The 12,580-nt window shown below is 68.3% G+C and carries 13 protein-coding genes and 1 pseudogene; 2 read left to right on the forward strand and 12 right to left on the reverse strand.

Going from position 1 to position 12,580, the window contains the following annotated elements:
• The first annotated feature begins 110 nt into the window (after nt 1–110).
• A complete protein-coding gene (locus tag DL519_RS29675; protein ID WP_190819662.1) occupies nt 111–668 on the forward strand; it encodes a ferritin in 558 nt (185 codons plus the stop codon).
• Between the two features lie 3 nt (nt 669–671).
• On the opposite strand, the gene DL519_RS29680 is transcribed toward DL519_RS29675, so the two are convergent.
• The 9 genes from DL519_RS29680 to DL519_RS29720 form a co-directional block, all read right to left on the reverse strand.
• A complete protein-coding gene (locus tag DL519_RS29680; protein WP_190819664.1) occupies nt 672–1,271 on the reverse strand; it encodes a 3'-5' exonuclease in 600 nt (199 codons plus the stop codon).
• A 114-nt stretch (nt 1,272–1,385) separates the two neighbouring features.
• Nucleotides 1,386–1,829, reverse strand: coding sequence for a UvrD-helicase domain-containing protein (locus tag DL519_RS29685; RefSeq protein ID WP_190819666.1), 444 nt, complete (start codon nt 1,827–1,829; stop codon nt 1,386–1,388).
• Between the two features lie 72 nt (nt 1,830–1,901).
• Nucleotides 1,902–2,381 (reverse strand): hypothetical protein, encoded by a 480-nt coding sequence (locus DL519_RS29690; RefSeq protein ID WP_190819667.1) that lies wholly within the window; start codon nt 2,379–2,381, stop codon nt 1,902–1,904.
• Between the two features lie 272 nt (nt 2,382–2,653).
• Nucleotides 2,654–3,154 (reverse strand): hypothetical protein, encoded by a 501-nt coding sequence (locus DL519_RS29695; protein WP_190819669.1) that lies wholly within the window; start codon nt 3,152–3,154, stop codon nt 2,654–2,656.
• Entirely contained in the window at nt 3,151–3,729 is a 579-nt protein-coding gene (locus DL519_RS29700) for a SigE family RNA polymerase sigma factor (RefSeq protein ID WP_190819671.1), read from the reverse strand. Before DL519_RS29700 ends, DL519_RS29695 begins: the two co-directional genes overlap by 4 nt.
• Before the next feature lie 434 nt (nt 3,730–4,163).
• Nucleotides 4,164–5,114, reverse strand: a complete 951-nt coding sequence (locus DL519_RS29705; RefSeq protein WP_190819673.1) for a DUF5926 family protein — start codon at nt 5,112–5,114, stop codon at nt 4,164–4,166.
• A 21-nt stretch (nt 5,115–5,135) separates the two neighbouring features.
• Nucleotides 5,136–5,987 carry a glycerophosphodiester phosphodiesterase gene (locus DL519_RS29710; protein WP_190819675.1) on the reverse strand — a complete coding sequence of 284 codons (852 nt, stop codon included), beginning with the start codon at nt 5,985–5,987 and terminating at the stop codon, nt 5,136–5,138.
• Between the two features lie 354 nt (nt 5,988–6,341).
• The gene (locus tag DL519_RS29715) at nt 6,342–7,259 is read right to left on the reverse strand and encodes a DUF4328 domain-containing protein (protein WP_223839716.1); all 918 of its coding nucleotides are present in this window, start codon (nt 7,257–7,259) and stop codon (nt 6,342–6,344) included.
• A complete protein-coding gene (locus DL519_RS29720; protein ID WP_190824295.1) occupies nt 7,256–7,579 on the reverse strand; it encodes a rhodanese-like domain-containing protein in 324 nt (107 codons plus the stop codon). Before DL519_RS29720 ends, DL519_RS29715 begins: the two co-directional genes overlap by 4 nt.
• Nucleotides 7,580–7,919: 340 nt before the next feature.
• Here DL519_RS29720 and DL519_RS29725 point away from each other — a divergent pair, with 340 nt between their 5' ends.
• Nucleotides 7,920–8,150 (forward strand): hypothetical protein, encoded by a 231-nt coding sequence (locus DL519_RS29725; protein ID WP_190819677.1) that lies wholly within the window; start codon nt 7,920–7,922, stop codon nt 8,148–8,150.
• A gap of 71 nt (nt 8,151–8,221) precedes the next feature.
• On the opposite strand, the gene DL519_RS29730 is transcribed toward DL519_RS29725, so the two are convergent.
• From DL519_RS29730 to DL519_RS29740, 3 genes and pseudogenes are all read right to left on the reverse strand, one after another.
• Complete coding sequence (locus tag DL519_RS29730) at nt 8,222–9,745, reverse strand: solute symporter family protein (RefSeq protein WP_223840384.1); 1,524 nt, start codon at nt 9,743–9,745, stop codon at nt 8,222–8,224.
• A gap of 413 nt (nt 9,746–10,158) precedes the next feature.
• Nucleotides 10,159–10,485, reverse strand: a pseudogene (locus DL519_RS47445) (DUF485 domain-containing protein); the annotation flags it as partial.
• Nucleotides 10,486–10,810: 325 nt separating this feature from the next.
• The gene (locus DL519_RS29740) at nt 10,811–12,553 is read right to left on the reverse strand and encodes a sodium/solute symporter (RefSeq protein WP_190819681.1); all 1,743 of its coding nucleotides are present in this window, start codon (nt 12,551–12,553) and stop codon (nt 10,811–10,813) included.
• Between the last annotated feature and the right edge of the window lie 27 nt (nt 12,554–12,580).

The raw sequence follows: 12,580 nt of genomic DNA on the forward strand, positions 1-12,580 counted from the left end.
GCTTAATTGCTTGAGGATTGCCTTCGCTAAATGGAGCAGCCGAGGTCAACCATACCACTATTAGGATTACCTGAAATGTATCTGGACTGATTCCAGAGTATATTGAAGGTATGGCTGTCACCGCGAAGATTCACCACAAGGAATCCAAGTTCGAGCACCTGCTGCAGGAGCAGGTCCGCAATGAATTCACCGCCTCGCAGCAGTACCTCGCGGTCGCGGTCTGGTTCGACGACGAGGACCTCCCGCGGCTGGCCGCGTACTTCTACCGCCAGGCGGTGGAAGAGCGCAACCACGCGATGATGATCGTCCAGTACCTGATGGACAACAACATCAAGCCGATCATTCCGGCCATCGAGCAGGTGCGCAACGACTTCACCGAGACCCGCGAGCTCGTCGCGCTCGCCCTCGAGCAGGAGCGCGAGGTCACCCGCGAGATCGAGATGCTGGCCAAGACCGCCCGCGAGGAAGGCGACTACCTCGGCGAGCAGTTCATGCAGTGGTTCCTGAAGGAGCAGGTCGAGGAGGTCTCCTCGATGTCGACGCTGCTGAACGTGGTCGACCGGGCCAAGGGCAACCTCTTCGACGTCGAGAACTACCTGGCCCGCGAAACGGTCGGCGACGAAGGAGTCGACGCAACGGCCCCCAGGACGGCCGGCGGCACCCTCTGAGGCTCACGCCTCGGCTGGAGCTTCCGGTAGGAACGACAGGAACGGTGTGCGAGTTCCAGTCCTCGTGACCAGCAGCTGGTCACGAGGTCGAGTGCAGGCGACGTAGAACAGGCAGCGCTCACGCTGCCCGGCGTCGCCGCGCTCCTCGGGGGCGCTCTGGCCCAGCACATAGTCCAGCGGAACCGTGCCTGCGGTGGCACCGACCACCGCCACTCGCTGGTACTCGACACCTTTCGCGCGATACATGGTGGCCACATGCACGGCGTCTCGCCGTGTCGAGGCGTCACCGTCCTCGACGATCACCACGGGGATGTCGGCTTCTCGAAGTGCCCGCGCGAACTTGTCCCGGATTTTTCCGGTCCGGGCAAGCACCGCGATGTCCCCGAACTCGCCGCCTTCCTCCTTCCACTCGGCGATCTTTTGCGCAACGAAGCGCTCCTCATCGGTCTCACTGCGGAATTCCCGACGGCGCGGCTGTAGCCCGGTCAGCAACGATCGGTACCGGTCTGTCGAGTCTGTTTCCTCGTCGAGATCCAGGTATGCCTCATCGCCCAGGACCCGCGTGGCGAACCGCAGCACTTGCTTCGTGGTCCGGTAGTTCAAAGTCAGCTTCCGCGACCGGCCTCAGGTTTCGATCCCGAAGCGGCTCAGCACGACCCGGTCACCGTAGATCCGCTGATGCGCGTCCTCGCAGATGAACAGGTCATCCGGCCCGACTTAAACCACGCCACGTAGCAGTCGCCAGTGTGCCGGCGTGAAGTCCTGCGCTTCGTCGACCACGACGTGGTCGTACCGGTGCGTATCCAGGGTCCGCTGGTCGGCCACGATCTCGACGGCTTCCGCCAGGAGTTTGCCGTAGGTCGTCTTGTCGTCCAGCGACAACTGGCGCTCGAACTCCTCGACCACCGACCAGATACGCGCACGCTGCAACCGGTTCAGCCGAACCCGCCGCCCAGGTCGGGAGATTTTCAGGTACTCGTCGCGACTGCGCACCCCGTTGCCCAGGATGACCTGGACGTACTCGCGGCTGAGGAAGTCCGGGGTCAGCAGCTGTCGGTCCGTCTCAGGCACGTCCGTCTGACCGAGAACCTGCTTCCAGTATCGGGTCTTGCCGGGGTCTTGCAGCGGAGTGCGGGTCGTGCCGCCTCGACCGAGCCGCACCCTTGGCGACCTCGTAGAGATCTTCCTCCGCCAGGAAACCGCAGTAGGACATCAGGCCCTCGTACACCGCACCTAGCTGGTTGATGCCGAGCTGCGCGTACGAGACGAAGCCGGCGTCCCGGCCCTTCCACGGCCTGGAAAGCAGCAGCTTCCGCAACACCGTCTGCAAGCACTGGTTTCCCAGCCCGACGCCTTGAACTCGCGACGCACCGGCCTGGGGTCCCAGTTCTCGTCCACATTGGAGGGAGCTTCGATCAGTGAGATCGCAGCTTGCGCGAACAGATCCCCCCGCAGGGCCTCAAACGGAAACCCGTCGTCCTCGGCCTGGGCTACGGCACGGCGCCGGTAGCCGAGCTCATCCAGCAACATCCGATGGGAAACGATCAAACGCTCGTCGTGCAACGGCACCGCCGTCTTCCGCAGCACGGCTTCCAGCCACAGCCTCCTGCGCCGAAATTGCGGCGAGTCATCCGGAACCACTTCGGCTTTCTCCGGGACCAGCGGGCGGAGTTCGTCCAAGTCGGTCAGGAACGTCGCGTCGGTGTCCCGCACCAGCTTCCGACACGCCAGTGCAGGACACCGCCCACGCGTTGTTCTTCAAACGTTGCGCCGACCGGACAATCCACGCCTCGTCACGGACTTCCACGATCGTTCCCGGCGCAAAGCCATTCGCCTGTTCGTCGGCCAACCCGTGCCCCCTGACCTTCGTGGTATTCAGCCGATCACATAGTGCGTCGTGCCGGAAAGGGCTAGTCACACAGGCCCTTTCAGAACGCCGGCTCAGCCAGGGCAGAGGTTCGTGCAAGACCACACCGAGATCATCACTACCCGGGGGCGTTGGGTTCGGTCGCCGGGTGTTGCGACGACGTTTGGCTCGGGGAGCTGGTGACCGACGGCTCGGAGGTCGTCGGGTCAGGCTCGGAAGTGATCGTCAGCATGACCTCCGGTGGCGGCGGCTTCCGGACCGGCGTGCCCGTCGGGCTCGGATATGCCGGCAGCTGGCCCGGCGGCTGCTGCACCGGTGGCGGGGCCGGTGGCTGCTGCGACGGCTCCTGCGACGTGGTCGAGCCCGGGTTCGGCTCCGACTGCACCACGGGCGGCACGGCGGGCTGGAGCGGATCGTCTGACTGGTGGCTGACCAGCGCGATCCCGCCCCCGACCAGCAGCACCGCGCCGAGTGCGCTGCCCGTCGCGGCAAGCATGCCGTTGCGCTGCCGACGGCGACGCGCGGCGGCCACCAGCGACCACTCCGCCCCGGTCCGCACCGGGATGTCCAGCTGGTCGTCCCGGAAGACCCGTTGCAGCTCGTCCTCCAGATCCATCACACGTCACCTCCTTTCACCAACGGCCCGAGCCGCTTGCGCAGCGTCGCCAGCGCCTTGCTGGCCTGGCTCTTCACCGTTCCGCAGCTGACGCCGAGCGTCTCGGCGATCTCCAGCTCGGAAAGCCCCTCGTAGTAACGAAGCACGACCACCGCGCGTTGCCTCGGCGGCAGCGATCGCAGCGCGACCCACACCGGCTCGTGCTCCAGGCGATCCTGCTGAATGGCGGCGGGGACGTCCGGGAAGTCGGCGAGCAGCGTTTCGCGGCGCGTCCGCCGCCAGCGGCTGACGTGCGTGTTCGCCATCGCCTTGCGCACGTAGGCGCTGGGGTCCGCGCAGTTCCGGCTGATCTTCGCCCAGCGGGCGCCGACCTTCTCCAGCACGATCTGCACCAGGTCGGCGGCGTCGTGCGGATTGCCGGTCAGGGCATGGCCGTAGCGGATCAGCCCGGGTAGCGCCACCCGGACGAACTCCGCGAAGTCATCTTCTGTTGCCGCCATGTCCCCCCGACGCGCCTGCCCGCGGTAGACACCGGACGCCTCGGCGGCAGTCGGCACGGCAGGCAGGTGCGCGGTCACCCCTCCACCCCCTCAACGTCAGGTATCGCCGTGGAGGGACACGCCACAACGCGCCGATGGGTTGCCGGACGCCGCCATTGATCACCCGATTGGCGCAACGATGACAGGTTTCGCGAGGTGTTGGATATCGTGCCCGGCGACGCACGTCGTTCCCCGGAGCAAACCGGCTCACCACCACGAGCTGGTCGTCAGCGAGGCGGCACCTTGCCTCGCCGACGGCCCGGGACCCAACACCAAGCCCACTATGGACACCCCCGGACGGCTGTCCGGTCGGATGTCCGGTCGGGTGTCGGGTCGGATGGACTTGGCCGCAATTTCAATGGAAATCGCGGAACATCGGCGTGTCGGACCCCGGCACGCCGATGACTGTGGATAACTTCCGCAATTTCATGGAAATCAGACCTCCGATTTCCATTGAAATTGCGGTTTACGGGTCAGCGGATGGTGACCTGGCGGCCGCGGAGGCCGTCGCGGGCGCGCCGCTCCGCCGCGTCCAGCGGCTCCGAGTCCAGCGAGCCGAGGGCCTCCGCCAGTCGGCGCCCGAGCTCCGCAGCGGGCTCGTCCCACTCGCGCGCGTGCTTCTCTCGATCGAGGTCCCACACCGGCACCAGCAGCCCATGCGCGCGGAAGGAGCCGGCGAACTTGCTGTCCTCGCCCAGCGTCAGCTGGGCCCGGGCGGACAGCCGCGCGAGCGCCGCCAGCAGCTGCTCCTCCGGCTCCGGCCGCACCCACCGCAGGTGCGCCTTTTCGCCCGCGTCCACCCAGTACGCGGATTCCACACCTTCGGCGGTCAGCCGCTCGGTGGGCATGATCGCGGCGTTCGCCCGCTCCAGGGACAGCGCGACCTCGCCGGTCGGCTCCACGTCGTCGGGCAGCCACCAGGCGAAGTCCTTGTGCAGCTCGACGTCCAGCGGCGCGGCCGGGTCGAGCAGGTCCTGCAGGCGGTTGGGGACGGTACCGACCTCGGCCGTCTCCGGGCCCACCACCGACAGCGATTCGCCCAGCTCGGCGGCCTGAACCCACTCGACGGCGCGCGCGAGATCCCGGCTGATATCACCGGAATGGGTCTGCACCTGGAGCCCGATGAAGGCCTTGTCGTCGTTGCGCCGCAGCGCCGCGGCGGCCATCGGGAGCACGGTCGCGAGGGTGACTTCGCCTTCGCCGCGCAGCGGCAGCTTCGCCGTCGCCGACGGCACGAACTCGCGCAGCGCCACCAGCTCGCACTCCGCGGCCAGCCCATCGAAAGGCCTGGTCACGATCACGTCGGCGGCACCACCGGCGGCACCGTGGCAAGCCTTGTAGCGCTTCCCGGAACCGCACGGGCAGGGCTGGCGCGGCTTGATCCCGGTGTCCGCCTGAGGCTTGGGTGCGGTTCGCTTCGACACTGCAAATCCCCTCGCTCGCGGTCAATTCGCCGTGACGCTACCGAACTGCGCGGGCTCCGATTCAGCCAGGTGGAAGCGGGTGGACGCGGGCGAGTTGGTGGCCACGAAGCGAACTCCGGCGCGGCGGCACAGCTCGACGTCGGCGGGGTCGTCGACCGTCCAGCAGTACGTGTCACGTCCGAGCGCGGCGACGCGCGCGACGAATCCCGGATCCTCGCGCAGCAGCCGGATGTCCGGGCCGGCGAGGTCCGCCCACGGTGGCAGCACCCCGGACCGCCACGAGCTGCGGAAACGGTCGAACAGCAGCACGGTCGGCACCCCGGGCGCGGCCTCGCGGAACCGGCGCACCGCCGACTGGGAAAACGACATCATCAGCACCGGCGAGCTCTCCGGGTCCGCAGGCGCCGCCAGCCCGTGGCGGGCCAGCCGCGCGACGAGCTTGTGCTCCACCAGCCCGCCGTAGCGGACCGGGTGCTTGGTCTCGATGAACAGCCTGACCGGCCGCGAGTGGTCCCGGACCAGGCCGAGGACTTCGTCGAGGGTCAGCACGCCGTGCTCGGGCGTTGCGGGCGGGCGGCGCACCAGCTCATCCGCGGACTCCGGCGATTCCTGGTGCCAGCCGCCGAAATCCACTTCGGACATCGCGGCGACGGTGAGCTCGCTGACCACGCCGCGGCCGCTGGAGGTCCGGTCGATGCGGCGGTCGTGCACGCACACGAGCCGGCCGTCCCGGCTGACCCGGATATCGCATTCGAGTGCATCGGCGCCGTGCTCCAGGGCCAGTTCGTAAGCACCGCGGGTGTGCTCGGCGCGATGCGCAGAGGCCCCTCGGTGCGCAACGACGTCGGGGGTCGGTTGCCGCACGGCGCCCATTATGCGGGCGACCTCGATCCACTTCCGGCATCTGTGACACACCACAACGCCGCCGCACCCGCGATGAGGCGCTGTTGCGCCTGCTCAGCTACCGCGAGCGCGTTCGGGCGCTGCAGAGGCTGTTTTGGAAGGTGCTGGTGTGAAGCGAACGGACCGTTTGTGTCGTCTATCAAGGCGAACAGGCCGTTCGCTTCGCACCGGTTGGCGAGTCAGACCCAGGCCACTCCCGTTGGGGCAGCCACCGGGACCGCCCGGCAGAACGAGTTCCCACGCAGCCTCTACAGCGCCCAGAACCGCTCAAGGGTGATCAGCAGCGGAACGGTCATGCACGAGTCGTGGATCCCGGAGCAGAAATCAGCGCGGGGCGCTTGCGGGGCGCGTGGCCCGGGGTGTGGGCGGAGCCGCGCGGACGGCCCGGACGCGGAGCTGCTTGAGCTCCGTCGGGTCCATCGGGGCGAGCAGCCGCATCAGGTACTTGATCAGGCGCGCGGTCAGGATCGCCAGGAGCGTGACCAGGGCGTTGTTGAGCGCGTGCAGCAGCACTCCGTCGGCCATGGCCTGGACGCTGTCGAAGAACCCCCAGGCGAACGCGAGCCAGCCGAACAGCAGGGTCGCCACCCACGCCGCCCACCACAGCCGGACGCGCAGCGTCGGGGACGGTCGCGCGCCTCGCTCCCGAACTCCCTCCGCGACGAGCACCGAATGCTCCAGCTCGGCCAGCGCCGAGCCCGGCACGGTCAGGTTCAGCCCCGGGACCAGGACTCCGACGACCACCTCCCAGTCCGGCCGGGCGTTCTGCACCCCGATGCGCTCGGCGGCCGCGGCGCGCGCCCGCAGTCCCCACACGACGACGAGAACGCCGGAGAGCACGCCCAGCACCCAGAGGACCACGCCGGCCGTGCCGACCAAGGCGTCGGAGATCGCCAGCGCCGTGCGCGGGAGCGCCTGGCTGCGGCTGACCAGCAGCAGCACGTACCGCCAGCCCTCGGCGAGGGTGGCCAGCGCCGCGACCGCGGTGGTGATCCAAAGCGCCACCACGGCCGTCCCGGCGGTGGACTCCGCCCGCACCATCGGATCCGCGTGCGGCCGCAGCGGCAGCGCCAGCGGCCACCGCCACGCGAGCAGCGGGAACCCCCAGCGCGGCACGGCCGGGTAGGCCGGCGGACCGGTGTAGCGGCGCGGTCGGCGCGGTGGGCGGATCCGCCGCGGGCCGCCAGGCGGGATGGCGACCCACTGCACGCGCGGCCCGGAGCCGGGAGGTCGGGCCGTCACAGCACGTACGGCTCGCTGTCGGCGTCATCGGAGACCAGCGGCCGACCGATGGCCGACCAGCCGTTCATGCCGCGCTCGACGTTGATCGCGTCCCAGCCGTTGGCGCCCAGGTACGCGGCGACCTTCGCCGACCGGCCGCCGGAGCGGCAGATCACGTAGACCTGGTCGGACTCCGGGATCTCGTCGAGCCGCTGTACGAGCTCGCTCATCGGGATGTGCACGGCCTCGGGCGCGTGCCCGGCCTGCCACTCGTTCGCCTCGCGCACGTCGAGCAGCACGCTGCCCTCGGGCAGCTGGGCGGGCAGCTCCTCGGGCTGCACTCCGGGAACCTGATGACCGGGAACTGGGGTAGTCACACCCCGATGCTGCCACGCGAGGCGTGGTACCCGCGTAAGAGGGCGCGCGGACGGCCCGGCTCGCGCGGGCTCCGGGACCGCTGCGCCACCCGGTTCGCGCGGCCGGTCCGGCCAGGTGTGGACTCGAGCGGGAGAAACCCTCGAACCTTCCGCCTTGACCTGCAATTACTCCGGACGGATTTGAGGTTGTTCACACTTTCAGTGGAGATCCCGAAGGAAACGATGTTTTCGTGATCTTCCATGGCACAGTGTGCTGGCTCGATTCAGGTCCCTTCTCGGGATCCGTCCGTCAGGAAAGGAAGACATGTTTCGTCGAGCCATTCTCCGCTGGCCGAACGGCAGCGACTGGGGTCATCTGGCGACCGTTTCCGACGACGGCGGGTTGCCGCAGTTCGCCGGCTTCGTGCAGATGAGCGACCCGCGCGTGCAGGACCTCCTGGCCCAGATCGCCCCCAGACCGGACGGCGGAGACATGTGGGAAGCGCACTTCACCACCAACGACTCCGAATCGGCCGCCGAACTGATCGCGGCCTGAACGCCCCGTCGAACGACGAGGCGCCCCACGCCCGGCTCGGCCGGACGGGGCGCCTCGTCGCAGCTACCGGATCAGTGCGAGATCGCCTTCTCGGCGCCCACGCCGGTCAGCGACCGGACCTCCATCTCGGCGTACTTCTCGCTGTTGAACGGCTCCTTGCTCAGCACCGTCCCGAGGTAGCCGAGCAGGAACGACACCGGGATCGACACCAGACCAGGGTTCTTCAGCGGGAACAGCGCGAAGTCCAGCGACGGGAACATCGCGTCCTCGGCACCGGAAACGGCCGGCGAGAACACGATCAGCACGATCGTGACCGCCAGACCGCCGTAGATGCTCCACAGCGCACCCGTGGTGTTGAACCGCTTCCAGAACAGCGAGTACAGCAGCGTCGGCAGGTTCGCCGAGGCCGCGACCGCGAACGCCAGCGCCACCAGGAACGCCACGTTCTGGCCGTTGGCCGCGATGCCGCCCAGGATCGACACGATGCCGATGACCACGGCGGTGATCCGGGCCACCTTGACCTCCTGGCCCTTGTCCTCGACCGCGCCCTTCTTGATCACGTTCGCGTAGATGTCGTGCGCGAACGAGGCGGACGCGGTGATGGTCAGGCCGGCGACGACCGCCAGGATCGTCGCGAACGCGACCGCGGAGATGAAGCCGAGCAGCAGCGGGCCGCCGATCTCCAGCGCCAGCAGCGGCGCGGCCGAGTTCGCCCCGCCCGGCGCCTTCTTGATCACGTCGGAGCCGACCAGCGCCCCGGCGCCGTAGCCCAGCACCAGCGTGAACAGGTAGAACAGGCCGATCAGCCAGATCGCCCAGACCACCGAGCGGCGGGCTTCCTTGGCGGTGGGCACGGTGTAGAAGCGCATCAGCACGTGCGGCAGACCCGCGGTGCCCAGCACCAGCGCGATGCCCAGCGAGACGAAGTCCAGCTTGCTGGTCTCGGTCTTGCCGTACTGGGCGCCGGGGTTGAGCAGCTTGTCGCCGCCCACGTCGGCGGCCGCGCCGAGCAGGCCGGACAGGTTGAAGCCGTACATGCCGAGCACCCAGATGGTCATCACGAAGGCGCCCGCGATCAGCAGCGCCGCCTTGATGATCTGCACCCAGGTGGTGCCCTTCATGCCGCCGACCAGCACGTACAGGATCATCAGCGCGCCGACGACGGCGATCACCGCGGCCTGGCCGGCCTTGTTGGTGATGCCCAGCAGGAGCGCGACCAGGCCACCGGCACCGGCCATCTGCGCGAGCAGGTAGAAGAACGTCACGGCCAGGGTGGACAGCGACGCGGCGGTGCGCACCGGACGTTCCTTCATCCGGAAGCTGAGCACGTCGCCCATCGTGTACTTGCCGGTGTTCCGCAGCAGCTCCGCGACCAGCAGCAGCGCCACCAGCCAGGCGACCAGGAACCCGATGGAGTACAGGAAACCGTCGTAGCCGTAGACCGCGATCGCCCCGGCGATGCCGAGGAACGACGCCGCCGAGAGGTAGTCACCGGCGATCGCGATGCCGTTCTGCGGGCCGGTGAACGCGCGGCCGGCCGCGTAGTAGTCGGAGGCCGTCTTGGTGTTCCGGCTGGCCCGGAACACGATGACCATCGTGACCACGACGAACAGCCCGAAGATGGCGATGTTCAGCAGGCTGTTGTCCGCGGTCTTGCTCTGGGCCAGCGGGGACAGTGCGGCGATCACTTCTGGCCTCCTTCGACGGCGCTGTCCTTCTTGACGTCGTCCTTCTCCGCGGCGGCGTCGGCCGCGTCCTTCTCATCGACCTCGTCCCTGCCGTCGTCGGCCGAGGTCTGGTCGGCGCCGTCGGACTTCTCGGCGCCGTCGGACTTCTCGGTGCCGTCGGGCTTCTCGGCGTCGTCGGGCTTCTCGGCGCCGTCGGACTTCTCGGCGCCGTCGGACTTCTCGGCGCCGTCGGACTTCTCGGCGCCGTCGGACTTCTCGGCGCCGTCGGCCGGGTCGGCGGCGTCCGCCAGGCCCGTCGTGGCGACCGGGACCTTCTCGCCCGCGCCGCCTTCGAGGTTGTCCCGGATCTCCTCGGCGACCGGGTCGAGGTTCCGGTTGGCGTACCGCACGTACCAGGTAGTGATGGCGAACGTGGACACGAACTGCAGCAGGCCCAGCACGAGACCGACGTTGATGTTGCCGACCAGCTTGATGCTCATGAAGCCGTGCGCGTAGTCGGCGAGCAGCACGTAGACCAGATACCAGGCCAAGAACAGTGCCGAGACCGGAAAGACGAAGTTGCGCAGTCTGCGTCGCAGGTTGGTGAATTCGGGGCTGCTTTGAGCAGCGGCCCAGGTTTCGGCGTCAATACCGGACCCGGACCCGATTTGGTCCGTGGCGCTCACAGCGTTCCTCCCACAAGAAAAGGCGCCGCTCCCGGCGCCGCCGGTACGGGAGCCTGCTGAATCATTTCAACGCGGGAACGCTACGTAGTTCCACCGCTGCTGTGAAGGCCCGTTGGGAGTATGCAAGCTAACGATCGAGTGAAGTTGACTCGGGGCATCAAGACGCATCGAATTACGCCTGACCACGACGATTTCACCCGTTCAGCCTATTGATTTTTAACTGGTTCAGAAATTGAAGCGCGAATAATAATTACATTTGATTCAAAAATTACTCAACCAACACAAAGCACACGCTGGGTGATCACGGTCAGCGTTGGTGGCGGCCCTTGGTCGGCTCCGGGTTCGCGGTGCCCGCGGTGAGCCGGCCGTCGACGAAACCGAGCCGGTCGGGTGCGTGCAGCCGCAACATCACCCGCCCCACCTCGGCCGGGACCCGCGCCCGGGTCGCGCGGCTGACCGAGTAGGTCACCGCGAACGCGATCGGCACGGTGACCAGCGCCGGCTGCCTGACCAGCGTCGCCCACCAGCTGTCCGAGTCCTCGGCGAAGTGCGAGCACGCCACCGCGATCAGCACCAGGCTCCCGCCCGCCACCATGCCGCTGGCCGCCCCCGTCGCGGTGAGCCCGCGCCACCAGATCCCCAGGACCAGCACCGGGCAGAACGTCGAAGCCGCCATCGCGAAGGCCAGCCCCACGCTGCGCGCGATGTCGTGGTTGTCCGCAGGCAGCGCCAACAGCGTCGGCACCAGGCAGGCCACCACGGCGGCCAGCCGGAAGTCGAGCGTCCTGCCGCACACCACGTCGCGCGAGGACAGCACCCCGGCCACGCTCACCACCAGCCCCGACGAGGTCGACAGGAAGGCAGCGAAGGCCCCGGCCGCGGTGATCGCCGCGAGCAGCCCGCCCAACCAGTTGCCCAGCATCGCCTGCGGCAGCAGCAGAACCGCCGCATCGGTCTCGCCGGTGACCAGCAACTGCGGCACGTACAGCCGGGACAGCAGCCCGAAGATCGTCGGGAACAGGTAGAACACGCCGAGCATGGCCAGCACGAAGAGGGTGGTGCGGCGCGCGCCGGTCCCGCTCGGATTGGTGTAGAAGCGGGCCAGCACGTGCGGCAGGCCCATCGTGCCCAGGAAAGTCGCGACGAGCACCGAATACGTTTCGAGCAGCCTGGAAAGCCCGTCGCCGTGCGGCCGCAGCCAACTGGCGTTGTCCGGTTCGGCCGCCGAGACGACCGGAACCGCCGTGCCCGCAGGGAACCGCAGCTCGGTGCCAGCCGTCATCGAGTACTCGCCGGACTGCAGGTAGATCGGGCCCGAGTCGTCGGCCAGCCACACCGGCTGGCTCACCCGCAACCGCACGTCGGTGTCGATGCACACCGCCGTGTCGCGCTGGAAGACCGGCGGCATCGGTTCGTCGAGCGTCCGGTGCGGCGCCCCGTTGAGGAACACCGCGAACAGCGCGAACGCGGGCACCGTGATCGCGAACAGCTTCACCCAGTACTGGAAGGCCTGCACCAGCGTGACGGCCCGCAGCGCGCCGGTGGCCACAATGAGCAGCACGATCACCGCGACCGCGAAAACCCCTACCCAGTAAGGAAGTCCGACGATCGCCGCCAGAGTCAGCCCGGCGCCCTGCAGCTGCGGCACCAGGTAGAGCCAGCCGATCAGCACCACCAGCGCGGTGCACAGCGACCGCAGCCGCAGCGAATCCAGCCGGGCCTCGGCGAAATCTGGCAACGTGTACGCACCGGAGCGGCGCATCGGCGCGGCGACGAACAGCATCAACGCCAGGTACCCGGCCGCGAAGCCGATCGGGTACCAGAGCGCGTCCACGCCGTCCTTGAGCACCAGTCCCGCGACACCCAGGAATGACGCCGCCGACAGGTACTCACCCGAGATCGCGACCGCGTTGCGCTCTTCGCGCACCAGTTGCCGCGCGGCGGAGAAGTCGGACGTGGTGCGCGCCGACCGGGAACCCCAGATCCCGATGCCCAGGGTCGCCGCGACGATCAGCACGACGCCTAGCAGGGACCAAGAACTCGAAACCATCGCGCCGCGCCGCCCCAGGAAGGTGGA

Source organism: Saccharopolyspora pogona (genome assembly GCF_014697215.1).
Classification (GTDB): Bacteria; Actinomycetota; Actinomycetes; order Mycobacteriales; family Pseudonocardiaceae; genus Saccharopolyspora; species Saccharopolyspora hattusasensis.

Excerpts from the sequence above, each read along its gene's own strand:
- DL519_RS29675 (WP_190819662.1), top strand. The coding sequence starts at position 111 with ATGGCTGTCACCGCGAAGATTCACCACAAGGAATCCAAGTTCGAGCAC.
- DL519_RS29710 (WP_190819675.1), bottom strand. The coding sequence starts at position 5,987 with ATGGGCGCCGTGCGGCAACCGACCCCCGACGTCGTTGCGCACCGAGGG.
- DL519_RS29725 (WP_190819677.1), top strand. The coding sequence starts at position 7,920 with ATGTTTCGTCGAGCCATTCTCCGCTGGCCGAACGGCAGCGACTGGGGT.
- DL519_RS29730 (WP_223840384.1), bottom strand. The coding sequence starts at position 9,745 with ATGGTCATCGTGTTCCGGGCCAGCCGGAACACCAAGACGGCCTCCGAC.
- DL519_RS29740 (WP_190819681.1), bottom strand. The coding sequence starts at position 12,553 with ATGGTTTCGAGTTCTTGGTCCCTGCTAGGCGTCGTGCTGATCGTCGCG.